Consider the following 23,921-nt stretch of genomic DNA (forward strand, 5'->3'; position numbering starts at 1 on the left):
CAGCGCCTTGAGGTCGACGTGCGGACCGTGCGGCGTGACATCCAGAAACTGCGCGACCTCGGCTACCCGGTGCACGCCACCCCCGGCGCGGCCGGTTACCGGCTCGGCGCCGGGACGAAGCTCCCGCCGCTGCTGCTCGACGACGAGGAGGCCGTCGCCGTCGCCATCGGGCTACGTACCGCCGCCAGCGGCACGGTCACCGGCATCGAGGAAGCCTCGCTACGCGCACTGGCCAAGCTCGAACAGGTACTGCCCTCGCGGGTACGGCACCGTGTCAACCTGCTGCAGTCGGTCACCGTCACGGTCCCCGCCACCGGCCCCACCGTGGACCCGGACGTGCTGACCGCCGTCGCCGCCGCCTGCCGCGAGCACGAGCGGCTCCGCTTCGACTACCGCAGCCACGACGGCACCGACTCGATACGCGACACCGAACCACACCGACTGGTCCACACCGGCCGGCGCTGGTACCTGGTCGGCTGGGACACCGACCGGCGCGACTGGCGCACCTACCGGGTCGACCGAATTCATCCCCGCATTCCGACCGGCCCTCGCTTCACCCCCCGACCGGCACCCGACGTCAACCTCGCCGGCTACCTCACCCACGGCGTCTCCACCGCCCCCTACCGCTACCAGGCCCGGATCACCCTCCACGCCCCGGCCGAGACCGCCGCCGAACGGATCCCGCCCACCGTCGGCGTCATCGAAGCCGTCGACCCGCACACCTGCCTCCTGCACACCGGATCCAACTCCCTCGACGAACTCGCCATCTACGTCGCATCGTTCGGCTTCCGCTTCCAAATCCACCAACCACCCGAACTCATCGCACACATCCGAGACCTCACCACCCGACTCACCGACGCCGTCCGCTGACCGCTGACCGCCAAACAATCCCCATGCAACGGCACGGCCCAGCGGCCTCGACCAGATCCCGGCAACCTACTCAATTCGGCATGTGCGTGTGCCGGTCGAGTCAGCACTTCGTGACGCCGCGTAGCGCGCGGATCGCGGCAGATGAGCGCGCCTGGATCTTGCTGTCGGCGCATTGCTCGGCGCGGAGTGCACTCGCAGGTGGCCGCGACGGCACTGTTTTGCTATACCTTCGCAGCCGATATATTGCTCGCATGGAAACCCCGCTACGCGAACCCACATTCCTGATCCTCACCGCCCTGGCCGGCGAACCGGTGCACGGGTACGGCTTGATCGCTGAGGTGGCCCGGCTTTCCGACAACCGCATCTCGTTGCGGCCTGGCACGCTCTACGGCGCGCTCGACCGGCTGGTCGACGCGGACCTGGTCGCCGTCGATCACGAGGAAATCGTCGACGGCCGGCTGCGCCGTTACTACCGGCTCACCGAGCCGGGCGGCGCGTTGCTGGCCGCCGAGACCGAACGCATGCGCCGCAACGTCGAAGCGGCGACCACCCGGCTGCGCGCCACCACGACCTCGCCTCGCCTGAGTGGAGGACTCGCATGAGCCCGGTGAAGAGCCGACACGACAGCCCTGGCGAACATGACGAAGGGGGCACTGCCGTGACCGGGCTGGAACGCCGCTATGCGCGCTGGACGGCGCTGTTCTATCCGGCCAACTATCGGCGAGAGCGCGGTTCGGAGCTGATGGATACCTACCTGTCCCTGGCCGCGCCCGGCCGGAAGAGACCCTCGCCGGCCGACATTGCGGACGTCGCGGCCGGTGGCCTGCAGCAGCACCTACGGATCGCACAGGGACTCGGCCCCGGCTTCCGGCTCGCCGGCCTGCTCGCGCTGATGACGGCGACCGTGTTCGCCACCGGGTCGATGGTCTTCGAGGTGCTCGCCCCCAGGCAGCCCTGGTTTTCGCACGTCGGGCCGTTCCAGTCGCTCGCCGCCGCGGCATGGGCGGCCTGGTTGCTCGCCGCCGTGGTGCACGTCGCGGCGAGCGGGCGGTGGTTGCGCTGGACGGTCGGCCTGGCCGTACTGGTGACGGCCGGCATCGTGCCGGCCGCGACGCTGACCGGATTGCCCCGCCCGCCGCTGGCGGTGCTGCTGCCCCAGATCGTGCTCGGTGTCGTCGCGCTCGGCGTGGCCGGTCGGCACCCCTGGTGGGTCCGGCTGATGCCGATCGCCGCCACCGCGGCGACCCTGCCGGTCGCCATCGACACCGCGCCCGACCTGACCTATTACACCGGCTACTTCGATCTCAGCAGATCTGCCTTGCCGGCCGCTGCGGTGACGCTGCTGATCGGTGCGCTGCTGCTCGCGCTCGGCCTGGCCGCCCGGCGCGATTACCGCAGCGCCTGGGCGATGCTGATCCTGCTCACACCGATCGGGATGCTCGCGGTGAACCCGCTCGGCGCGGTGTTTGACGACTCCGGCCCCGGCCGGGCCGTGATTCCGGCGTGGTCGGCCATGGTCGTAGCGTCGGTGCTGGTAGCCGTGATCGGACCGATGCTGGTACTGCTGGCCCTAGTAGCACGGGGTCGGCTGTCGCCGGGCCGCCGTCCACCCGGCACGGACAGGGGTCGCTGCCCAACCTGCGGCGAACCTTCGCCATCCGCGTAGTCCACCGCACGACCGAAGCTCAGCCCGCAAGCCAGACAACACCGGCCTCGGCCACACCTGAGCGAAGGCCCGGGCACAGCGGTAGAGCTGCGGCGCACGCTCATCACCATGACCGAGTGCACTGTTCTCGGCAGGAGCGGATGCCTAACCGGTCACCAGCCGTGACGCTGCAGAGCGCGGATCGCGGCATGAGCGTGCACCAGATTGGAACGACCACGGGACGTCAGAGGTGACCTCCGCTGCCTTTCCATAGATAGAGGTCCCGCAGCAGCGATATCTCGGCGCCGTGGTGAATGACCTCGCGGTGTACGTGCAGGACGAGCTTCGCCATCGGTGCATCCGCGTACTCCGGCGGTGAGATGGCGCCTTGCGGCTGAGCTAATCCGGCTGCGCCGAGGTGGCGGACATCGCGGATCCACGCATCGTGCCCGTCGTCGAGCTGGCGCAGTGCTGCCTCCGCGGTGCCCGGGTATGCAACGGCCCGGTGACCAGCAGGCGAGCCATCGAAGTGGGGTGCGGTCGGTGGCCCGAACACGTCGATGAGGTGCGTCAGCCGCCAGGCGATCGTGGTGACCGGCGCGCGGTCGTGTGGCGGGCTGGCGTAGTCCAAGGTGAATTCGCCTGCGCCGATCGACGTCGGCGCAGCACTCTGGCCGCGCTGGCTGAGGGTCCAGGAGCCCGGGACCGGCTGCCAGAAGTACTCGTCATCGGTCAGCCCGTCCAGCCGTGCCCGAAGCTGATGCCGCCAGTGCCACTCAAGTTGGTCGACCAGCTCTGCGTTCCAGTCCACATCCACGGCGCGACAGTAGAGATTGACAGGCGACCCGATCAAACCTACGACGAGACCGCCAGGGCCCCGAAGCAACCTACAAGGCGGCACCTTCCCGCTCCGGACCAGCCGCGGACAGCCGCGACCAGCGGATTGCGGCAGATCGGGACACCTGGCCGGCCGCTGGTAGCTGTAGGCGGCAGTGGTCTGCTCAGCGGGACTGGGCGTCGTCTTGCAAGCCGGCCGCTCGGCGCCAGCGGGTGACTTCGGCCTCGTGCGAACCGGTAGCGGTCGCGGCCGCGACTGCCGCCGGATCCGCCCCGCCGATCAGTAGGGCCAGGGGCCAGGCCGGCACTCCCCCCGCGCCGTCATAAGCGGCCCAGGTCCACGGGCCATCGAAGCGCCGTGCACGACCAGCGGCATCGGCAACATCATCGCCGACCTCCAGGAAGGCATACGGCCTGAAGACCAGTTCGAGCGTGAACGGAACACCGCCATCGGGCTCGATGCTCGTGCCCTGGAACTCCGCTGCCGCATCCGGAGCCTCACCGGCGCGCAGGACGAGCAGACTCAGGCTCGGGCGGGGCAACCAGCCCGTCTCCTGCGGCGGTTCGTACTCGTGAACCTCGATGACGTGGATGATCCGCGCCGGGATACCGACCCGGCAGGTATCGCCGGGGGCTAGGCGGGGCGAGGGCGGGTCGGACATGTACAGCTCGTCCGGATCGGCGCGGCCCAGGGCAACCTCGCCGTTCCAGCGCACGCCTTCCGCGTCCGGGTCAATCTCCCACCACGGCCAGCGGACGCTGACGTATGCCTCGTCGACGCCGGTCACGACCGTCGGCGTGAACGGGCAGGAGATCCGCAGCACGTCCCCGACGCGGTAGATCATGCGCGGCAGGCTAGCGCGCGACGCTCCGGGCAGGACGGGGCTTGTGGAGGGACCAGGGCCAACGGCCCCTGACTGCTCGAACTGGTGCGCGCGGCCGTACGAACGGTCCCCGCCGTGCCGCAGCCGATGCGCGCGTTATTCGCGGCAGATGTGCGCACTTGGTCTTGGGTAGACCGCCGACCAGCGGTACGTGCCTAATCTCTCCGCAGTCGGCGTGCCGGGACCGGAGAGATCTCGTTGGTTAGCCGTTGAAGTGTTCCCAGTCGAGGCGTGAGCGTAGGGGCCGCAGGGCCGAGCGTTGCCGGCTGCCGACGCTTAGCCAGATACCACTCTCGCCGTAGTCGGCGGCCATGGCGACCAGTCCGGGAGCCACCCAATGGCGCGTCGGGTCGCCAGGTACATGCATCGGCTGCAGCGGGACGGGAACCAGGTCCTCGACGAACCGGTCCAGCACCTCCGGGGTGATCGTGGCGAAGCCGCTGAACGGTGAGGTGTTCACCGCTTCGTTGAGGGCGAACTGGAGCAGGAAACCGCTGAGGCGTTCCCGCTCGCGCAGCCGCTCCGGGCCGCCGTCGTACCAAACGACCGGATCGTCGTCGGTGGGGTCGATCGATGCGACCCAGACGCCCTGGTTCTCGGCCGCGAAGACCACTAGGGGCTCGTCTTCGAGGTACTCGATCTTGTCGAGCGGCTCGATGAAGTCCTGTCGGCCGAGGAGTTCCTCGCGGCCGGCGGCGATGTCGTGGAAGGCCAGCAACGGGGGCGGAAGCGTCATGGCCGCGCGTGGGGGTGGAGCGGGTGGCATCGGCACGTCGGCGTACCAACCAATCAGAAAGGACCGCAGTGCCCGGGTCAGGTCCTGCGGCACATCGTCCAGCCAGTCGATGCCGGGTACCGGCAGTGTCGGCGTCGGTAGCACCTTGTCCAGCAGGTCGGGAGGAAGCCGCTTGTCCCAGGCCAGCCTCGCAAACGTGAGGGAGCCCTGCTCTCCGGTGGACGGGTCCGTCCCGCCGTAGATGCTGCAGGCTTGGTAGAGCTCACCGAGAGCCAGGCAGCCATCGGCCATCTTGACAAAGCCCAGAAGTGGCTGGCCGGACTTGTTCTTCGAATCTATCCACTGAGTCGCCTCGCTGGGCAAAGGCTCCCGCAGCATCAGCGTGTTCGCGTTGTCGACAGCGTTGCCCTGAGGCCGGTCTCCGGCGTCGGCGATCACGACCAGAGCGTCGGCCCCATACGCAAAGGTGACCCCATCACCATGCACGACCTCAGCATTCGGGCCGGCAGCTTCCACCGCCGCCCGAACCGGGACAATCGACCATCCCTCGATCATCGGGCGAGTATAGGAGCCCGAACCGAACCGCGTAGTTGACCAAGTGGCGCGCCGCAGCGAGGCCAACCCGACACGAAGAGCCAGCTCGCGCTTGAGCACGCGACGGACACGTCTCAATGGCGGAACGGGCAGGCACACGGACAGTGACGAGCATAGACGGCCAGTGCGCGCCTTGTCCGCGGCAGATGAGTACGGCGAAGCGCTTTCGTCGGCCGGCTCCGGGGGCGGCACTTTTCTGGCCGCCCCCGTGCCTGGTCGAATCCTTGCCGATACCGCAGCAGCGACGTCGCCCCGGTGCCGGCCACGCCTCGGCTCAAGCCTCAGCCGACGAGTGACGATCTCATCCCTGCAAGACGCGCCGCGGCTTGAACCGGCGAACCTCCTGCGGCCAGCCGCATGCCTCCGCGATTTTGCCGGCCCACATCCGGGCGGTCGCCTCATCCGGCACGTCCACGATGGTCAGGCCACCCAGGAACTCCTTGCTCTCGACATAGGGCCCGTCGGTGAAGACCACCGCACCGCTTGTGGCGTCTGCGTTGAAGACTAGGCCGTCCTCTTCCTCCAGGCCCCCGGCGAAGACGAATGCCCCGGCGGTCTTGATCTCATCAACAACCGCCCTGGCGAGTGGACCGCGCCCGCGGAACCACTCCTCGGTGTGGTCACCCACCCACTGCTGGTTGAAGTAGATGAGGTACTCAGGCATGTCCGCTCCCTCTGATCGTCCCCGGACCCGACGTCCGTCTCTGCATACGCTACGAACGGCATCCGGCAGATCCGACACTCTCCAGCTTGATTTCTGTCAACCGGTCAACCGTCGCGCTCACATCGGCAGATCCGCATTCATCTCGGAGCTCGGCTGGCAGATCGGTCCGGATCAGCGGTTCCAGAAATTCGGTGTTGGCAGGAGCGACTACTGGAGTGTGTTCGCCCTGGTACGGCACATCCCGGACTCATCCGGCGTGCAGGCGTACGTCTATGCCTTCCACGGCGGGTGAAGTGACTGCGTGGCCGTCCCGCTGAACCGCGCTTGCACCTGACGGGAGTCGGCCTGTATGGGCCGGCCCCCGTTCTCTGGCGGCCGCGCCCCGCGGTCATGCGGCTGCCAGGCGCTGCGCGAAATGTTCGGATGTGGGGCGGCGTGCCCCGTTGCGTCTTCCGGTGTATGTGAACGCGGCGGGAGGCTCAGGCAGGACACCTTCGGCGCGTATTGCATCAGGACCCTCTCCACACACGGCGTTACAGCCATCCATCTCGATATTGATGAATAACGATGCGACGGTTCGTGGGACTCGGCCACTCGCAACATTTGTTGGCTCAACGGTGCGGCGGGCCCTTCAAATGGAGGCCGGCTAACGGTCGGTGGTCGCGCGGCGGGAGCGGCGGCAGATTCGCGTGACAGACCTGGAGGGTGCTGATCAGCGTCGGTGATGGTGTCCGGCATCCCGATGGGACAGCTCCGCTCGGCCGGCAGCTGTGGCGCGTCGGGTGCGAGAGCGATCGCCGTTACCAGTGGCTGGGGCGGGTGATCGTCCTGGCGTGTTCGCCGAGGATGTCGGTATAGGTGTCGATGTCGATGGTGTCGTGGTGGCAGCGTTCGATGAGCCGCGTCAATCGATGGCCGATCTCCTCCGCGTCGAGGTCGAGGCGTTCGCACAGGTCATGGTGGGCGTCGACGAGCGGTTCGGTGATCTCCTCGGGTTCGGTACGGGTGATGTGATAGGCGTCGCGGAGGTGTCCGGAGAGGTCGTCCCAGACGAGGATGGCTTCTTCGACGAGATCGAGCATGGCGGTGGTGGCGGGCCGGGCGCAGAGAATCTCAATTTCGGCGGCCAGCTGATGGCCGGCGGCTTCGACGTCGGAGATCTGCCACCTGCCGGTGGTCGCATTGGAGGCGTCGCGGATGGCGGCGCGGGCGTCGTGCAGGCCGGTGTGGTCGGTGGTGTCGAGGAGACCGGCTTCGGCGAGTAGCTGGGTGGCGAAGAGGCGGTCCCGCAGGGCGTGTTCCGCGACGAGGTTTGCCAGTTGTCGAGGGGAGAGCCGCCGCACGGCTTGGAGATAGTGGGCGTGCTCAGCAGGGGTGGCGCCAGGTGGGGTCGCGGCGCCCGAGAAGGCGGTGCCGGCGCGGAATGCGGTGAGTGCGGTCGCGACAGCGTGGGCGCAGAAGTCGTCGCCGACGGTTCCGCAGTCGCAGTCGGTGGTGAAGAGGCCGCCGACGATGCCGATCCAGGGTTGGAAGACGCCGTCGTGGCTGTGGACGACGGCTTGGACGCCGCCGCCGGCCGGTTCGAGTTCGCCGACGCTGCCGTTACTCAGCAGCCGTGCCGCGGCCTCGGCCACCGTGGTGGGGACGGATTCCCGGAACGCGTCGATGTCGATGCGGACTGCCACGGGCGGGCACTCTACCGGCCAGGGTGGAGGCGGGCGGCGTCGAGCTTGGCCAGGAACGCCGGCCAGCCCCGGTGCCGTCCACGCAACTCGTCCAGGTATTTGGCGAACTGGTCGGTTTCGCCGGTGGCCGCGTACGCGTCACGCAGATGGCGCAGCAGCGCGATGGCTGTGTCGTAGCGGCGCTTGTCATGCGAGTCCAGCAGATGGGCGTTGACGAGTGCCCGGTAGGGCTCGCGTACGTCGGCCGGATGGCCCTGTTGCCGACGGTGCAGGAGTTCGACGCGTTGCCGGGCGGGCAACTCGTCCAGGCGTGCGAGCCCGGTGTGCCAGGCCTCATCATCACGGCCGGTGTGGTGCAGCGCGTCGATCAGGTGAGGCAGATAGCCGGGCTGCTGGGCGACGCGGTCGCGCACCACGGTCAGCGCCCACTCGGTGTGGGTTTCGTCGCGGTCGGTCTCGGCCACCGTCGCCAGCAGTGACCGGAGGTTGTCGATGGTCGGCTGCTTGTCGAACGCAGCCCGACGCTCGGCCACCGCGGCCCGCGGATCGCCGGTCTCGATCAGCAGCCCCACCAGCAGGTCACGCAGCCGCGCGGATTGATGGCCGGTGGGATGTTCGGCGAGTCCGCGTCGGGCCCAGCCGATCGCGTCGGCGGGCCGTCCCGCCTCGGCCAGCACCCGTACGACGCGCTCGTACTGGTCGGCGCTGACCAGGTGTTCCGCCAGCACGGCCACGTACCGGTCCACGTCGCCGGAGACCTCGGCGAGCTGCTCGCGTAGGTGCCGTACCGTCCACTGCTGGTGCCAGTTGTCCGGATCCGCCACCGCGGCACGCTGCTCGACCAAGCGGGCCACCGCGGCCAGGCCTTTCGCCCCGAGAGCCGGCGCCCACTCGCGCAGGATCACGTCCGGCCAGCCAGGGCCGTCGCAGACGAGCCGGACCAGCCACGCGGCCAGGCCAGCGGGTCGTGGCGGCGCGGCCCGGCACGCCCGGGCGTAGAGCGCCATCAGATAGGCGAGGTCGTTGCCGAGGACTCCGGAGGAGCTGTCCATGTACATCAAGGCGGTCGTCATCCGATCGACTGCCTTGCGCAGCACCGGCACCGCGACCGCCGCGTCACCCGCGTCGATCAGCCGGGCGCAGCGGTCCGCGACCTCACGCGCCGCCTGCGAGTAGGCCTGCCGGCCCGCGTACGGGTCACGACGGCGATCCCGCCGCAACCGGTCCACCAGCACAGTCAGCTCATTCTCGTTCCCTGCGCTCACCGGTACATCACACCAGAACGCCCGCGACGACCCAGGCGGGCTGCGTGGTGTTCAGCGAATCTGATGCGGGTCACCGCCTGGTGGGGGCGGGTGGCCATCATGCCCGCTTGCTTCGTGCGCTAGGGCAGGTTGGCGGTAAGTTCATCGCGCCACTGTGCGAAGCGTTTGCGCATCTCGCCGATGTGAGTGGGGTCGGCGCCGTAGGCGGCGAAACGCCGGTCCGGATAGCGTTCCAACATGCCGAACAGGTCCGCGAGGACGCGCCGGTCGAATCCCGCGTCGGATTGTTCGGCCAGCTCGCACAACCGGTTCCGGGTGTAGCGGCCGGTCATGAGGGCCGCGTCGATGTCCAGGAAGTCTCGGGGTTCGGCGCGGGTATAGAGGGCGGACATTTTGCCCGCGACGACGTCGTCGGCGTGCAGCACCGGCCCGACGTCCATCATCACCGGTGGCAACGCGCGCCAGTTGGCCGCGAGTTCGACCTTGTACGGATGGTCAGGTTGAGCGGGATCGGTGACCGCGAGCCGGGCGAAGGTGTCGAACTGCTGCGTCACCTCGACGGAATACCCGCCGGCGCGGTAGCCGTCGATCACGGCGTCCACTGCTGCGGCGAACTCGTCACGGCGCTCCCACGCCGTGAACAGGTCGATGTCCTCGCTCGGGCGGTCCAGGATGCCGTGGGCCTGCACGGCGTAGCCGCCGGCCAATGCGAATCCGTAGCGGGCAGCGACCCGCAGGCCGATCTCCGCCAAGCGGAGGTGAACCTGATCCACTCTTACCCGGCCAGCGTCTGCGGCGGCGTGCTCAGCTCGGGAAAGCGTGCCTGCCACAACGCCCGCAGTCGGGCCGGGAGCCACAAGCTCGGCCATAAACGGCGCAGCGTGGGACCGTGCAGCCACCGGCGCAAGTCGTCGACCGAATTGGCCTGGTTTAGTACCGTCTGGTACATCAGCTGCAGATCACCGGCGTCGTCGAGGTCGTAGGTGCTGTCGCCGGACCAGTCCAGCCATCGATCGAGCGTCACCACACCGCGAACCGGACCGCGCAGGTCGGACAGGGTGGCGGCGACCACGAAGTGCCGCTGGTCCACATACCGCGACCCAGGCGGTGCACCACTGCCGCTGGCCATGTCTCTACCTCCTGCCCCGATCGTACGTGTGAGTGGCGTCGCCGGCTGGCACGACATCGACCTGCCGGCCATCTGACCTCCCGGGCTCGGCCTGCGGCCTGACGGTCATCGCCAAGGGCGAACTACCCGACTGCCGATCACCACACGGGCGGCCGGGCGCCTGCCAGGTGGCCGCCTTACCCGGGGACCGGACTGCCGCCGCCCGCGCGGGTTCGACTTCTCGCGCTGGCCGTCGGCAGCCTCCGGTCGGCCATCCCGGGCCGCGGCCCGTTGGTGCCCGAGCCGACGGGGCGGACGGACCGGGTGGCGCTGGGCACTGCCCACCTTGCGGAAGGATACGCTCGCGGCTGCCCGGGCCAGAGGTCGTGGAGGTGACCTTGGCACGGCTGCTGCTGACCGAGGACGAGGAGTCCGTGCGCGTGGCGGTGGGCACACGGTTGTTCGTCCAGGCACGGGCCCACCTCAATCGCGGCGAGCTGATCGACGTGCAGTGGGATCCGCAGGCCGGGCAGGCTCATGCCCGGCTCCGCGGCGAGCTGCCCGGCACGGTGACCGCCATCGCGTCCACCGATCCGAGTGGCGACATCACGGCGGTGCAGGGATCGTGTAGCTGCGGTGACGATCCGGGCTGCGCCCATCCGGCCGCGTTGATCCTCGCCGTCGTGTCGGCCCGAGGTGTGCCCCGCCCGCGGGCCGCGGCGCCACCGCCGACGTGGGAGACCGCGCTGTCCCCGCTGGTCGGTACGGCGCCCGAGCCTTCCGCCGATCCGGAGTCGGCCCGGGCCGGCGTCGGGTTGCAGTTCGATCTCGTCGCGGCTGCCGGGCAGGCCGGCGCGGAATCGTTGTGGCGGATCGCCCTGCGCCCTGTGGTGCCAGGTCGCAGCGGGTGGGTGCGGTCGGGGATCTCCTGGTCGAATCTCAGTTACGCCTGGTACGGGCAGCCGAGGCGGGTGCAGCGGCACTGGCAGCTCCTCAAGGAGATCCTGGCGCTGTCCACGGCAGCCGAGGACCGGCACTACTACAGCGGCTACCAGCGGCACGTACTTCAGCCTCGACCGTGCCGAGTTCCGCCAGCTGCGCGACCTGATCGCCGAGTCCCGCGCGCTGGACGACCCGCCGCCCGGGGTGCTGCGGGTCGGGCGCTTCCAGGCCGGGCTGTGGCAGGAGTTGGCCGAGCTCGGCGAGGTTACCGGCCAGGCCGCCGCCTGGCAGGAGGCGGTGCGCTCACTGTCCGACGCGGGCAGCCGCGTCGAGCATCGGATCCCATCGGGGCTGAAGGCCACGCTACGGCCGTACCAGCAGGACGGGTTCCGGTGGCTGGCCGCCCTGCACGAGCACCGACTCGGCGGGGTCCTCGCCGACGACATGGGCCTGGGCAAGACCCTGCAGGCATTGACCCTGATCTGCCGCGTCCGGGAGACCGGCGGTCCACGGGCGCCGTTCCTGGTCGTCGCCCCCGCCAGCGTCGTGCACAACTGGGCGAGCGAAGCGAGCCGGTTCACACCAGACCTCGTCGCCACCACCATCACCCAGACCCGCGCGCGTCGCAACGCGACCCTCGCCGACGCGGTCCGCGGTGCGGATCTGGTGGTCACCTCCTACACCCTGTTCCGACTCGAGTTCGAAGACTACGAGGCCCTCGACTGGGCCGGGCTGATCCTCGACGAGGCCCAGTTCGTCAAGAACCCCCACTCGCAGGGATACCGCTGCGCGAAGCAACTCCCGGCATCGTTCAAGCTCGCCATCACTGGCACGCCGATGGAGAACAACCTCCTCGAACTGTGGTCGCTGTTGTCCATCACCGCGCCTGGCCTGTTCCCCCGCGCGGACCGGTTCACTGATCACTACCGCAATCCGATCGAGAAGGCCCACGACGCGGAACGGCTCGCCCAGCTACGACGGCGGATCCGGCCGCTGATGTTGCGCCGCCGCAAAGCCGACGTGGCCGTCGACCTGCCGGACAAGCAGGAACAGGTCATCGAGCTGGACCTCAACCCGAAACACCGCAAGGTGTACCAGACATACCTGCAGCGGGAGCGGCAGAAGGTGCTCCGTCTGCTCGGCGACCTGCAGCAGCACCGGTTCGAGATCTTCCGGTCACTGACCCTGCTGCGGCAGGCCAGCCTCGACGTCGCCCTGGTCGACCCGAAACACCGTGCTGTGCCGTCAACGAAACTGGACGAGCTGGCCGAGCAGGTCAACGATCTCGTCGCCGAAGGCCACCGGACTCTGGTGTTCAGCCAGTTCACCCGCTTCCTGGACGCCGCCCGGCAGCGGTTGGAAGCAGCGGGCATCCGCTGCTGCTACCTCGACGGGGCCACCCGCGACCGGTCGACGGTGCTCGCCGAGTTCAAAAACGGCACGGCACCGGTGTTCCTCATCAGCCTCAAGGCCGGCGGTTTCGGGCTGAACCTGACCGAGGCCGACTACTGCATCCTGCTCGACCCCTGGTGGAACCCCGCCACAGAGGCGCAGGCCGTGGACCGCGTGCACCGCATCGGGCAGACCCGCAACGTGATGGTGTACCGGCTGGTCGCCAAGGACACGATCGAGGAGAAAGTGATGGCGCTCAAGGCCCGCAAGGCCGAACTGTTCGGCAGCGTCCTCGACGACGGTGATTTCGCCTCCGCGCAGCTGACCGCCGCCGACATCCGAGACCTGCTCGAGTAGTGCACCTCGTGGCAGCCCTCACGCCGCTCGCGGCGCGCCGACCGGGGTGATGGCCGCAGCGAGCAGCGATGATGACCACCCCGGCCAGCGGCTGCTTCTCCACAGTGCCCGTTGACTGCTATAGGATTACGGCATGAGCACCCATGCTGAGCATGGGTGCCGCAAATTCGTGTACGAATCCCTCGGACACGTTATTTCCACATGAAGCGTGATGGTTCTTCGTGTTTTGCGTGATCCCCGTCCCGTTGGGCGGGGATTTTTGCTGTGACGGCGAGGCCGCTTTCCTGCGGGTTGAGCGTGTAGACCGCGGTCTCGGCTTCGACGGTCCAGGCGCGGTGGTCACACACGATGACCATGTTGTTGGTGCGCAGGCAGGCGGTGAGCTTTTCCGGGTCGGGGCTGCGCAGCGCGGGGTGGGTACGGTGTAGTCCGCGGTCGTGCTGGATGCGGTCGAGCAGGTGGTCTTCGCGGATGTAGAGGATCTTCGGCCGTGGTGAGGTCTTGGTGCGGCTGCTGGTGTGGCCGTGGCGGCAGCGGTATCCAGGACGGCCATGGACCCAGTGCGAGTCCATGATGCGGCCGCAGACGCCGCAGCACACGAGGCCGGCCAGGAGGTAGTGGTGAGGAGCGCCATCGGCTGGCGTCGGCGCGGTGTGGATCGCCTGGGCCGCGACGAACTGCTCCTCGGTGACCAGCGGCGGGTGGGCGATCTGGCGGGAGATGACCCAGTGCGGGGCGGCGTTCCAGCGCTGGACCACGCGGTGCCGTGCGAGGGTCCCATCGGGCGTGAGGTCGTCGTGGTCGGTGCGTTGCCGGTTCCAGACCTGGCGGCCGGTGTAGCGGGGGTTGGCCAGGATCGCCGCGACGGTGGTCAGCACCCATTGGTGGCCGTTGCGGTGCCGGTTACGCGCCGGGTCGGCGCCGGACGGGCACGGCACGCCGTTGTCGTTGAGGGCGCGGGCGATGCTGGCCACGCTGTAGCCGGCGAGCCGCTGCTCGAAGATCCACCTCACCCAGGGTGCGGTCGCCGGGTCGGGTTCCAGGCGGTGCAGGCGCCGCCCCCAGGCGGCGTGGGCGCGGTTCGGATGGGGGCCGGCGTCGACGAGCCGGTAGCCGTAGGGTGGCCGGCCGCCGAGGTGCCGGCCTTGGAGTTCGGCTTGGGCACGCATGGCCGCGGTGGTGCGGTGCCGGGCTCGGGACACTTCCCGTTGGGAGTGCACGCCCAGCAGGTCCAGAAGCGCCAGTTGTCGGGGGTTGTCGAAGTCCACCGGCCCATAGGTCTCCGGCAGCCACAGCTGCACACCATGCCTGAGCAGGGTGGGGGTCAGCTGTTCGAGTTGCTGGCTGTGGAAGGCGCGTTCGTACTCGCCCACGACGATCGCGTCAAACCCACGCGCCGGATCCGCCAGAGCGGCGAGCAGCCGTGCTGCCTGCGGTCGGTCCGGCCAAGCGATCCGGCGGGAGACACCCTCGTCGAAGAACTCGGCCACGATCCGACCGTGGCCGGCGACAAGGTCTTCGGCGTAGTTGCGCTGCCAGCGGCACGATGACGCCCGGTCCTGGAAGTCGACGGTGGACATCCGGCCGTAGAAGGCGAAGCGGATGCCGGGTGGAGGTGATGTTGTCGGGCGCCGCGGCCGGTGGCGGCCTCGCTGGTTCGGCTGCCGTATCCACCAGCCGAGCAGGTCGGGGCCGTCGACTTCCGGCGCGTACTGCATCAGGACCCCTCCCCACACATGCTACAACCGTCAACCTCGATATAGGCGACTAACGATGGCGCGGCTAGTGAGACTCGGCCACTCACGACATCTGTGGCTGAACTGTGTAGGGGTGGGCCCGGCTGGTCGCCTGGTCTGCGGCTGTGCGGTGACCGTCTCGGCGAGTTTCCGAAAACGCGAAGGTCACCTCCGGCACCGGCCGGGCCGGGTCGTCGCCCAGCGGGTAGCGCGATCTCGATGGCGGTCGCCCAGTCCTGGCTGCTGCAGCACTCGCCGAGCATTATGCTGAGCCCGGGCACCTCGTCGGTCGCCCATGTGCGCGAGAACATCGCCGGCGCGGCCCTGGCCCTGCCGCCCGACGCCCTCGCTGAGCTGGACGCGATCTGAGCAATGGACGCCGACGCACAGGTGTTGTAGCCGGCCGGGTTGCTCGTCTCCACCCAGTTCGGCGATGAGGGCCTGGCTACCATGAAGCACCAGGTCAGAGGCATGATCGCCGGGAATGGCCGCCCGGCCCTCTTTCACCCGGTCCCAGCGCATACCCAGAGATCGTGAACGACTGGAGTTGGACATGAGCGACACGCTCGACTGGAACGCGAAGACCATCGCGGAGTTCCGAGCGAACGAGGGCAGGGTTGGCGGGAACTTCGAGGGCGCTCCGCTGGTCTTGTTGCATCACCGCGGCCGCAAGAGCGGGCGGGAGTATGTCAACCCGACGATGTACCTCCCGCACGACACCGAGCCGGGCATCATCTACGTCTTCGCAACCAAGGGTGGAGCACCTACCAACCCGGACTGGTACCACAACTTGGCCGCCGCTGGCGCCGGCAATGTCGAGCGCGGAACCGAGACATACAAGGTGACCGTCCGGGAGTTGACCGGCGCCGAACGCGATCGAATCTACGCCGAGCAAGCGCGGCGCTACCCAGGCTTTGCCGAGTACGCACGCCAAACTGCTGGAGTCCGCACCATTCCTGTGCTCGAACTTAGGCGGGCGTAGCCCAAACCCGTAAGACCGGCCAGCGAGGTCCTGGTGACGTTCGAGGGATACACCCGCCAGTTCGACTGGTCGCTCATCATCGGCCAGCGTTCCATGATCGCGTTCATCAGCCGACCGAACCGGTGCAAATCTGTCCACTCAGGATTGGCACCGACCGGTACCCGTTGACGCCCCGGCCCGACTGCCGCGTCCACAGGCAGAGCAGCCAACGCTCGCCGAAGGTGCATGACGTGTACGTAGAGCGAGCTGCACGCGTCCGCTGGCGGATCCTCACCTCAGACTCGGCGAGTGATCGTTTCGAGCGGCACCGGGCGATCCGTGTCGGACCGCCAGGGCGGCGAACAAGATCCGCCGCTTGGGAGGCCCGACGTCGACCGCACGGCCGGCGGTGCGGGCCGGGTTCTGTGTTACCCCGGGCGCCGCGCCCCGGCCCCATACCCACCCCAGCGGGCTCCAGCGCTGCTTGTGGCTCACCGTTGTCGTCTGCCTGCTTGACCTGCCGGCATTGCGGTCCGGGCTTCGGCTGCCGTCTTGATGAGCTGTGCCGTTTCGTCGGGGTGCGAGACCATCGGGAGGTGGCTGGAAGTGACTTCGCTGGTGGTCGCGCCCATGCGGTTGGCGAACATGCGCTGCGCGTCCGGCGGGATCGCTTGGTCCTGGGTGGCGATGAGGTACCAGGACGGTAGCGATTTCCAGGCCGGAACGCCCATCGCGTCCGTGAAGGTTGAGCTGGCAGTTGGCTGCTGTACGGCGTGCATCACCTTGGCCCGGACCGGGTCGACGTCGGCCGCGAAGTGCTGGACGAAGTCGTCCTGCTGCTGCCATGTGAAGCCCTGCTTGTCGGTGAACAGGTGCGCCAGCGCCGGTGGTGTGGGTCCCTGCGACAGCAGCGCTCCAAGCGATTCACCTTGGTCCAGCCCAAAAGCCGCGATATACACCAGCCCGACCGCGTTCGGCGCGTCGGCACCGAGGGCGGTCATGATCTGGCCACCGTAGGAGTGACCGGCCACGATCGTTGGGCCGTTCTGCAAGGTCAGGACTTGGCGTAGCCGGGCGACATCATCGGCCGTCGCGGTCAGGGGGAACTGCGGGGCCGTCACGTGGTAGCCAGCGGCCTGTAGGCGCTCGATAACACCGCTCCAGCAGGAGCCGTCGGCCCATGCGCCGTGTACGAGGACGATGTTCGGTCGGCCATTCATGTGGTTTCCTTCCCTACTGGCTGGGATGTTCGTTTCTGCCATGTTGGCCACGGGGCGACGTCGGATATCCGCACGTTGACTGCGCCGGGCGCCCTGACTAGGTGCAGTCAAGGAGCGAGTACCGGATCGGCCTAGGCGTAAACGTGCTCGGTCGAGAACCGACGTGCCGCGTCGGCGTACCCGAGCGCCAAGCCCTCAAGCCCAGGCAGCGTCGTGCTCGGCCCAGCAATGATCAGCCGCTCAGCTAGAGCGAGGCCCGCCTGATGTACAGGAGTTGTGCGGCGAAGGCGACCAGTGCGACCACCACACCGACCGCGATCGCCAATGCGACGGATCCGCTGGCCAATCCGGTCAGCAGGGTCGCGCCCAGGCCGATCAGCAGTGCGTTGACGGCGCCCACCATGGCCGCCGTGGTCAGTAGCAGGTCCCAGCGAGAGGAACTGCCGCCGACCGCCACCGCGATCGCCCGCACGTCGCCGCCGCCGGTCACCGCGTCGGCAAAGAAGTCGTGCTCGCCGGCGAACTGGCGGTGGTAGTAGGCGCGGATACGCTGGATGCGCTTGAGATTCAGCGCATTCTCCACCATGTTCTCCACCAGCCGGGCGAAGCTGAGCAGCCCGGTGATGACCAGGGTCGGCAGCACCGCGCCGAGGTACGGCTTGATCAGGTGCCCGCTGCTGGAGACGAAGCCCAGCCCGATCAGCGAGGCGGACAGCAGTGATAGGAACACAGTCGCCCGCCCGACGGACTCGGTGATCGTGGCGCTGCGCGAGGTCTGGAGCACGAAGTGCTCAGTGGTCAGGGCGCTCAGCAGTCCCTGCTCGCGCGCCTCCTCATCCATGCCGTCACCCCCTCCGGCGCTGGCCGCCCCTCCCATTACGGACGACAAGGCCCTTCCCCGGTCAACCCATGCCGGCCGAGCCTCTTCTGTTTAGGACCGGTCATGGTGACGGACGACGAAGCCAATCCTCGATGACGGACGGGGCGGTCGGGGACTCGTGGATATGGCCACCTCCTCACATCTTTGAAGACGAGGAGTCAGCCTCGCGGGACATCGCGGAAATTTGAACGGCGGTGACCTCCCGGCCTCTCTACCGCCGCAGGTTCGAGTACCTCCCATCCCCTGCGGCGACCGTCCACCGGTGGTTCCGCCACCACCGCCGTCCGCGTGGTGATGTTCGGGTAGCAGATGGGGCTCGCGGGCGAACGGTGACCCTGCGTCCGCCCGCCGCCCTGCCGGATGCCGATCCGGGCAGCCGGGCGGCCCTGACGACCGCGTGACGGCGCGGGCTACGCGGTCGCCGTGCGGCGAGTACGTCGCCTGGCCGGCGGGGCCGACGGCACGCTGGGCGCGGCTCCGGTGGAACCCCGCACGACGAGCTCGGGCTCAAAGACCAGCTCGTCGGTCGGGACGGCGTTGCCGGCGATCTCGCTGAGGAGCAGTTTCACGGCGGACTGGCCCATCGCGTCGATCGGTTGCCGGATGGTGGTCAGCGGCGGGTCGGTGCAGGCCATGAACGGCGAATCGTCGTAGCCCACGATCGACACATCCTGCGGGACGCTCATCCCGAGCCGTCGGACGGCCCGGATGGCACCCAGCGCGATGACGTCGGAGGCGCAGATGAGCGCCGTGGCGCCGCGCTTGATCAGGCGTGTCGCGGCCGCGTGTCCGCCTTCCATGGAGAAGATCGTCCGCTTGATGAGGCCACCGCCGGGGGTGTCGTCGGTGTCGTCGTCCTGGTCGTCGACCGCCCCGGTCAACCGTTGGAACGCGGCCAGCTTGCGTGACGAGGGCACGTGGTCGCGTGGACCGAGGATGAGCCCGATCCGCTCGTGGCCGAGCGTGGTCAGGTGGGCGTACGCCTGGTCGACGGCGTGGGCGTCGTCCGTCGCCACGGTGGGGAACTTGATGTCGCTGATGCCGGCGTTGACGAGCACGACCGGTAGCCGGCGGTCGAGCAGCCGCTGGTAGTGGCCGTGTTCCGCGGCGGCCTGGGCGTAGTTGCCCCCTGCGAAGATCACGCCGGACACCTGCTGGTCGAGCAGCATGTCGACGTAGTCCGCTTCGGACAGGCCGTCCACCGTGCGGGTGCAGAGGACCGGGGTGAGCCCTCGTTTGGCCAGCGCCTCGCCGACGACCTCGGCGAACGCGGGGAAGATCGGGTTCTGCAGCTCGGGTAGCACGAGCCCGACCAGACGGCCTCGTTCGCCGCGCAGCTTCGAGGGTCGCTCGTACCCGAGCACGTCGAGGGCCGTCAGCACCGAGGCCCGGGTCGCATCCGAGATGCCGGGTTTGCCATTCAGCACCCGGCTCACGGTCGCCTCGCTGACCCCGACGTACCTGGCCACTTCCGCCAACCTGCGTGTCACGAGCGCAATCATAGTGCATGCCAGTGCAACTACTTGCACGATCGGGTTGGCAGCGAAACCCGTCAATAAATAGCCGTCCGGCCCCATTGACCGAGGCGGAGCACCTCGGTAACCTTCCTGACACCGCAAGAATTTGCAACGATCTCTACGATTCTTGCCGGCGTTACGTCCGTTCCTACCGTCGCTCCTCTCGTTCTCCACGGGAGGAGGCTCGACCGGTGCGGCTTCGGCAGCGCCGATCGGGCCGCCTCGCGCGGTACCGATGTGAGCGACCCTGCCCTGCCTCTCGCGGCGCAGTCCCCGCCACGCCGCGAACGCGTCCCCCGCGGAAGATTGAGGTCGCACATGAGAACAATGCACCGGCTGCTCGTGGCAGTCGCCGTCACGGCCCTGACCGTGGCCTCCGCGCCGGCCCTGTCGGCCCAGGCGGCCGGCGGGTCCAACCTCGCCGCCGGCAAGGCCACCTCGGCCAGCAGCTCCACCGGCGTCTACTCCTCGAGCAACATCACCGACGGCAACCCGGCGACCTATTGGGAGAGTGCGAACAACGCTTTTCCGCAGTGGGTCCAGGTCGACCTCGGGTCGTCCACCAGCATCGACCAGGCCGTGTTGCGGCTGCCGAGCGGCTGGGGCAGCCGGACCCAGACCCTGGCCGTCCAGGGGAGCCTCGACGGCACCGGCTACGCGACGGTCGTCACCTCCGCCACCTACACGTTCAACCCGGCGTCGAGCAACACCGTCACCATCAACTTCCCGGCGACCAACACCCGCTTCGTCCGCCTCAACATCACCGCCAACACCGGCTGGCCGGCCGGACAGCTCTCCGAGCTCGAGGTGTACGGCACGACCACCTCGACCGGCAACCTCGCCCAAGGCAGAACTATGACGGAGAGCAGCCACTCCGACGTCTACGCCGCGAGCCGGGCCAACGACGGCAACCCGGCCACGTACTGGGAGAGCGCGAACAACGCCTTCCCGCAGTGGATCCAGGTCGATCTCGCCGCCTCGGTCAGCGTGAACCGGCTGGTGCTCAAGCTGCCCACCTCAGGCTGGTCGACGCGTACGCAGACGCTCAGCGTGCAGGGCAGCACCAACGGTTCCAGCTTCACCGACATCGTGGGCTCCGCCGCGTACACCTTCGATCCGGCCAGCGGCAGCACGGTGACCATCAGCGTCAACGCCACCACGACCCGGTACGTGCGGTTGAACTTCACCGCGAACACCGGCTGGCCGGCCGCGCAACTGGGCGAGCTGGAGGTCTACGGCCCGGGCACCGGTGACACCCAGGCCCCCACCGCGCCCACCAATCTCGCCTACACCGAGCCGACCAGCGGGCAGATCCGGCTGACCTGGAACGCGTCGACCGACAACGCCGGCGTCACCAACTACGACATCTACCTCAACGGTAACCTGCTCACCAGCGTGCCCGGGACAGCGCTGACCTACACGGACAGCCAGCCGGACAGCGCCACGGTGAGCTACTACGTGCGGGCCCGGGACGCGGCCGGGAACCAGTCCGCCAACAGCAACACGGTGACGCGTACCGGCCACGGCGGCGACACCACCGCCCCCACGGCGCCGAGCAACCTCACCTACACCCAGCCCGCCTCCGGCCAGATCCGGCTCGCCTGGGGTGCCTCGAGCGACAACGTCGGCGTGACCGGCTACGACATCTACGCCAACGGCACCCTGCGCGCCAGCGTCAACGGCTCGACCCTCTCGTACACCGACAGCCAGCCCGACACGACGACGGTGTCGTACTACGTCAAGGCGAAGGACGCCGCCGGCAACACGTCCGCCGCCAGCAACACGGTGACCCGCGCCGGGAGCGGCGATGGCGGAACTAACCTGGCGGCTGGAAAGCCGATCACCGGCTCCCCGAACACCTACATCTATGTGCCGGCCAACGCCAACGACAACGATCTGACCACCTACTACGAGAGCGCCGGATTCCCGGGCATTCTCACCGTCAGCCTGGGCGCCAACGCCGACGTCGACTCCATCGTGGTCAAGCTCAACCCCGACCCGGCGTGGGCGACCCGGACCCAGAACATCCAGGTCCTCGGGCGGGAGCAAAGTTCAAGCTCCTTCACGACCCTGGCCGCCGCCCTGAACTACACCTTCAACCCGTCCTCGGGCAACGCCGTGACGATCCCGGTAAACGGGCGGGTCGCCGACGTACGGCTGCAGATTGCCAGCAACACTGGTGCCCCCGGCGGGCAGGTAGCCGAGTTCCAGGTCATCGGCACCCCGGCCCCCAACCCGGACCTGCAGGTGACCGGCGTCTCGTGGAGCCCGTCCGCCCCGGTGGAGACCGACGCGGTGACCGTCTCGGCGACCGTGGCGAACACCGGTACCGCCTCGGCCGGCGCGACCGACGTCAACTTCTACCTCGGCACCACCAAGGTGGGCACGGCCTCGGTCGCCGCGCTGGCCGTCGGCGCCGCCACCACGGTCTCGACGAGCATCGGTACGAGGGACGCCGGCAGTTATCAGCTCACCGCGAAGGTCGACGAGGCCAACTCCGTCATCGAGCTCAGCGACGCCAACAACAGCCTGACCAGCAGCACCAACCTCGTGGTCACCCCGGTGCAAAGCTCCGACCTGGTGGCGGCCTCGGTGACCTGGTCGCCGAGCACGCCCTCGGCCGGCAACACGGTCACCTTCTCCGTCGCCGTCAAGAACCAGGGCACCATCGCGTCCGGCTCCGGCTCGCACAGCATCACCCTGAAGGTGATCGACGCGAACAACACCACGGTGGCGACCCTGAGTGGCGCTGTCACCGGAACGATCGCGGCCGGCGCGACCGCGGCGCCAGTGTCGCTGGGCACCTGGACGGCGGCCAACGGCAGGTACACCGTGCAGGTGGTACTCGCCGCCGACCCCTACGAACTGCCCGTCAAGCAGGGCAACAACACCAGCACCACCTCGCTGTACGCCGGCCGCGGCGCCAACCTGCCGTACGACATGTACGAGGCCGAGGACGGCGCGGTCGGCGGCGGCGCCCAGCTCGTCGGTCCGAACCGGACGATCGGCGACCTGGCCGGCGAGGCGTCCGGCCGCAAGGCCGTCACCCTGAACAGCACCGGCAGCTACGTGCAGTGGACCACCCGGGCGCCCACGAACACGCTGGTGGTCCGGTTCTCCATCCCGGACGCGGCCGGTGGGGGCGGGATCAACACCACCTTGAACATCTACGTCAACGGTGCCTTCCACAAGGCGATCCCGCTCAGCTCCAAGTACATGTGGCTCTACGGCGCCGAAGCCTCCCCGGGCAACTCGCCGGGGGCCGGCAGCCCGCGCCACATCTACGACGAGGCCAACATCCTGCTCGACAGCAGCGTCCCGCAGGGCAGCACCATCCGGCTGCAGAAGGACGCGGCCAACACCTCCCAGTACGCGATCGACTTCGTCAACCTGGAGCAGGTGTCACCGATCGCCAACCCGGACCCGAGCCGGTACGTCGTCCCCACCGGCTTCAGCCACCAGGACGTGCAGAACGCCCTCGACGCCGTCCGCATGGACACCACCGGCACCAAGGTGGGCGTCTACCTGCCGCCGGGCACATACGACACCGCCCAGAAGCTCCAGGTGTACGGCAAGCCGGTCCAGGTGGTCGGCGCCGGCGTCTGGTACACGAGGTTCCAGACCCCGCCGGGCCAGGAGAACACCGACGCCGGCTTCGCGGTGCAGAGCACCGCCAACGGCTCGTCGTTCAAGCACCTGGCGTTCTTCGGCAACTACACCTCCCGCATCGACGGCCCCGGCAAGGTGTGGGGCGAACTGATGAACAACTCGAACCTGACCATCGATGACGTCTGGGTCGAGCACACCGTGTGCGCGTACTGGGGCGTGCACAACGACAACGTCACCATCAAGAACTCCCGGTTCCGCAACACCTTCGCCGACGCGGTGAACTTCACCAACGGCACCACCAACGTCCTGGTCAGCAACAACGAGGGCCGGGGCAACGGCGACGACGCGTTCGCGCTGTTCTCCGCCACCGACCAGGGCGCCTCGGTCGGGAACAACAACAACATCTTCGAGAACCTGACCGCCACGCTTACCTGGCGGGCGGCCGGCATCGCGGTCTACGGCGGCTCCAACAACACCTTCCGCAACCTCTACATCGCGGACCAGCTGACGTACGCCGGCATCACCGTCAGCTCGCTCGACTTCGGCTACCCGTTTGTCGGATTCGGCACCACACCGACCCGGATACAGAACGCCTCGATCGTCCGGTCGGGCGGCCATTTCTGGGGCGCCCAGACCTTCCCCGGTATCTGGCTCTTCGCCGCCTCGAAGGAGTTCCGCGGCATCCGGATCAGCGACGTCGACATCGTCGACCCGACCTACCACGGAATCATGTTCCAGACCAAGTACCCGGAGCAGACCCCAGTCACCGACACCGTCTTCACGAACATCACCATCTCCGGTGCCCAGCGCAGCGGCGACGCGTTCGACGCCAAGTCCGGGTTCGGTATCTGGGCCAACGAGATGCCAGAGTCGGGACAGGGACCGGCGGTCGGGTCGGCGACCTTCAACAACCTGACCTTCCGGAACAACTACCAGAACATCCGCAACACCACGTCCACCTTCACCATCACCGTCAACCCCTAGTAACCGACCCGACCGGGGTACCCGGCGGCGGTCGC

19 protein-coding genes are annotated in these 23,921 nt (G+C 68.4%); 7 read left to right on the forward strand and 12 right to left on the reverse strand.

What is annotated here, in order from left to right; all coding sequences use genetic code 11:
- From ACFYM6_RS32890 to ACFYM6_RS32900, 3 genes are all read left to right on the forward strand, one after another.
- The coding region (locus tag ACFYM6_RS32890; protein WP_387281360.1) for a helix-turn-helix transcriptional regulator at nt 1-870 on the forward strand (870 nt) is incomplete at its 5' end.
- A gap of 251 nt (nt 871-1,121) precedes the next feature.
- Entirely contained in the window at nt 1,122-1,472 is a 351-nt protein-coding gene (locus ACFYM6_RS32895) for a PadR family transcriptional regulator (protein WP_387281361.1), read from the forward strand.
- A complete protein-coding gene (locus ACFYM6_RS32900; protein WP_387281362.1) occupies nt 1,469-2,536 on the forward strand; it encodes a hypothetical protein in 1,068 nt (355 codons plus the stop codon). Before ACFYM6_RS32895 ends, ACFYM6_RS32900 begins: the two co-directional genes overlap by 4 nt.
- Before the next feature lie 223 nt (nt 2,537-2,759).
- Here the strand turns inward: ACFYM6_RS32900 and ACFYM6_RS32905 are convergent, their stop codons facing one another.
- The 8 genes from ACFYM6_RS32905 to ACFYM6_RS32940 all read right to left on the reverse strand — a co-directional run bounded on the left by ACFYM6_RS32905 (nt 2,760) and on the right by ACFYM6_RS32940 (nt 10,270).
- Complete coding sequence (locus ACFYM6_RS32905; RefSeq protein ID WP_387281363.1) at nt 2,760-3,332, reverse strand: DinB family protein; 573 nt, start codon at nt 3,330-3,332, stop codon at nt 2,760-2,762.
- A gap of 184 nt (nt 3,333-3,516) precedes the next feature.
- Nucleotides 3,517-4,197, reverse strand: coding sequence for a hypothetical protein (locus tag ACFYM6_RS32910; protein ID WP_387281364.1), 681 nt, complete (start codon nt 4,195-4,197; stop codon nt 3,517-3,519).
- Between the two features lie 241 nt (nt 4,198-4,438).
- On the reverse strand, nt 4,439-5,527 hold the full coding sequence (locus ACFYM6_RS32915; protein ID WP_387281365.1) for a hypothetical protein: 1,089 nt from the start codon (nt 5,525-5,527) through the stop codon (nt 4,439-4,441).
- Nucleotides 5,528-5,867: 340 nt separating this feature from the next.
- The gene (locus ACFYM6_RS32920; RefSeq protein ID WP_387281366.1) at nt 5,868-6,230 is read right to left on the reverse strand and encodes a YciI family protein; all 363 of its coding nucleotides are present in this window, start codon (nt 6,228-6,230) and stop codon (nt 5,868-5,870) included.
- An 800-nt stretch (nt 6,231-7,030) separates the two neighbouring features.
- Nucleotides 7,031-7,864 carry a hypothetical protein gene (locus ACFYM6_RS32925; protein ID WP_387281367.1) on the reverse strand — a complete coding sequence of 278 codons (834 nt, stop codon included), beginning with the start codon at nt 7,862-7,864 and terminating at the stop codon, nt 7,031-7,033.
- 62 nt (nt 7,865-7,926) lie between these two features.
- A complete protein-coding gene (locus ACFYM6_RS32930) occupies nt 7,927-9,180 on the reverse strand; it encodes a hypothetical protein (RefSeq protein WP_387281368.1) in 1,254 nt (417 codons plus the stop codon).
- A 119-nt stretch (nt 9,181-9,299) separates the two neighbouring features.
- Complete coding sequence (locus ACFYM6_RS32935; protein WP_387281369.1) at nt 9,300-9,953, reverse strand: nucleotidyl transferase AbiEii/AbiGii toxin family protein; 654 nt, start codon at nt 9,951-9,953, stop codon at nt 9,300-9,302.
- A gap of 2 nt (nt 9,954-9,955) precedes the next feature.
- Nucleotides 9,956-10,270 carry a hypothetical protein gene (locus ACFYM6_RS32940; RefSeq protein WP_387281370.1) on the reverse strand — a complete coding sequence of 105 codons (315 nt, stop codon included), beginning with the start codon at nt 10,268-10,270 and terminating at the stop codon, nt 9,956-9,958.
- Between the two features lie 1,164 nt (nt 10,271-11,434).
- On the opposite strand from ACFYM6_RS32940, the gene ACFYM6_RS32945 reads away from it, so the two are divergent.
- Nucleotides 11,435-12,979, forward strand: coding sequence for a DEAD/DEAH box helicase (locus ACFYM6_RS32945; RefSeq protein ID WP_387281371.1), 1,545 nt, complete (start codon nt 11,435-11,437; stop codon nt 12,977-12,979).
- A gap of 191 nt (nt 12,980-13,170) precedes the next feature.
- On the opposite strand, the gene ACFYM6_RS32950 is transcribed toward ACFYM6_RS32945, so the two are convergent.
- On the reverse strand, nt 13,171-14,697 hold the full coding sequence (locus ACFYM6_RS32950) for a recombinase family protein (protein WP_387281372.1): 1,527 nt from the start codon (nt 14,695-14,697) through the stop codon (nt 13,171-13,173).
- Between the two features lie 237 nt (nt 14,698-14,934).
- Between ACFYM6_RS32950 and ACFYM6_RS32955 the strand changes: the two genes are divergently transcribed.
- Nucleotides 14,935-15,084 carry a hypothetical protein gene (locus ACFYM6_RS32955; protein ID WP_387281373.1) on the forward strand — a complete coding sequence of 50 codons (150 nt, stop codon included), beginning with the start codon at nt 14,935-14,937 and terminating at the stop codon, nt 15,082-15,084.
- A gap of 184 nt (nt 15,085-15,268) precedes the next feature.
- Nucleotides 15,269-15,697: a nitroreductase family deazaflavin-dependent oxidoreductase gene (locus tag ACFYM6_RS32960; protein WP_387281374.1), complete on the forward strand. Its 429-nt coding sequence runs from the start codon at nt 15,269-15,271 to the stop codon at nt 15,695-15,697.
- A gap of 470 nt (nt 15,698-16,167) precedes the next feature.
- On the opposite strand, the gene ACFYM6_RS32965 is transcribed toward ACFYM6_RS32960, so the two are convergent.
- The 3 genes from ACFYM6_RS32965 to ACFYM6_RS32975 all read right to left on the reverse strand — a co-directional run bounded on the left by ACFYM6_RS32965 (nt 16,168) and on the right by ACFYM6_RS32975 (nt 19,266).
- Nucleotides 16,168-16,938 carry an alpha/beta fold hydrolase gene (locus tag ACFYM6_RS32965; protein WP_387281375.1) on the reverse strand — a complete coding sequence of 257 codons (771 nt, stop codon included), beginning with the start codon at nt 16,936-16,938 and terminating at the stop codon, nt 16,168-16,170.
- Nucleotides 16,939-17,140: 202 nt separating this feature from the next.
- The gene (locus tag ACFYM6_RS32970; RefSeq protein WP_387281376.1) at nt 17,141-17,737 is read right to left on the reverse strand and encodes a hypothetical protein; all 597 of its coding nucleotides are present in this window, start codon (nt 17,735-17,737) and stop codon (nt 17,141-17,143) included.
- A gap of 449 nt (nt 17,738-18,186) precedes the next feature.
- Nucleotides 18,187-19,266, reverse strand: a complete 1,080-nt coding sequence (locus ACFYM6_RS32975) for a LacI family DNA-binding transcriptional regulator (RefSeq protein ID WP_387281377.1) — start codon at nt 19,264-19,266, stop codon at nt 18,187-18,189.
- Nucleotides 19,267-19,620: 354 nt separating this feature from the next.
- Between ACFYM6_RS32975 and ACFYM6_RS32980 the strand changes: the two genes are divergently transcribed.
- Nucleotides 19,621-23,886 carry a discoidin domain-containing protein gene (locus tag ACFYM6_RS32980; protein ID WP_387281395.1) on the forward strand — a complete coding sequence of 1,422 codons (4,266 nt, stop codon included), beginning with the start codon at nt 19,621-19,623 and terminating at the stop codon, nt 23,884-23,886.
- Nucleotides 23,887-23,921: the final 35 nt, after the last annotated feature.

It is taken from the genome of Micromonospora sp. NPDC006431 (assembly GCF_042870725.1).
In the GTDB taxonomy this organism is placed as follows: domain Bacteria; phylum Actinomycetota; class Actinomycetes; order Mycobacteriales; family Micromonosporaceae; genus Micromonospora.

What these genes read in the sequence shown, in the direction of transcription:
- ACFYM6_RS32955 (WP_387281373.1), top strand. Translation starts at nt 14,935, where the DNA reads ATGGCGGTCGCCCAGTCCTGGCTGCTGCAGCACTCGCCGAGCATTATG.
- ACFYM6_RS32960 (WP_387281374.1), top strand. Translation starts at nt 15,269, where the DNA reads ATGAGCGACACGCTCGACTGGAACGCGAAGACCATCGCGGAGTTCCGA.
- ACFYM6_RS32900 (WP_387281362.1), top strand. Translation starts at nt 1,469, where the DNA reads ATGAGCCCGGTGAAGAGCCGACACGACAGCCCTGGCGAACATGACGAA.
- ACFYM6_RS32910 (WP_387281364.1), bottom strand. Translation starts at nt 4,197, where the DNA reads ATGATCTACCGCGTCGGGGACGTGCTGCGGATCTCCTGCCCGTTCACG.
- ACFYM6_RS32965 (WP_387281375.1), bottom strand. Translation starts at nt 16,938, where the DNA reads ATGGCAGAAACGAACATCCCAGCCAGTAGGGAAGGAAACCACATGAAT.
- ACFYM6_RS32920 (WP_387281366.1), bottom strand. Translation starts at nt 6,230, where the DNA reads ATGCCTGAGTACCTCATCTACTTCAACCAGCAGTGGGTGGGTGACCAC.
- ACFYM6_RS32950 (WP_387281372.1), bottom strand. Translation starts at nt 14,697, where the DNA reads ATGCAGTACGCGCCGGAAGTCGACGGCCCCGACCTGCTCGGCTGGTGG.
- ACFYM6_RS32980 (WP_387281395.1), top strand. Translation starts at nt 19,621, where the DNA reads ATGCACCGGCTGCTCGTGGCAGTCGCCGTCACGGCCCTGACCGTGGCC.
- ACFYM6_RS32915 (WP_387281365.1), bottom strand. Translation starts at nt 5,527, where the DNA reads ATGATCGAGGGATGGTCGATTGTCCCGGTTCGGGCGGCGGTGGAAGCT.
- ACFYM6_RS32970 (WP_387281376.1), bottom strand. Translation starts at nt 17,737, where the DNA reads ATGGATGAGGAGGCGCGCGAGCAGGGACTGCTGAGCGCCCTGACCACT.
- ACFYM6_RS32895 (WP_387281361.1), top strand. Translation starts at nt 1,122, where the DNA reads ATGGAAACCCCGCTACGCGAACCCACATTCCTGATCCTCACCGCCCTG.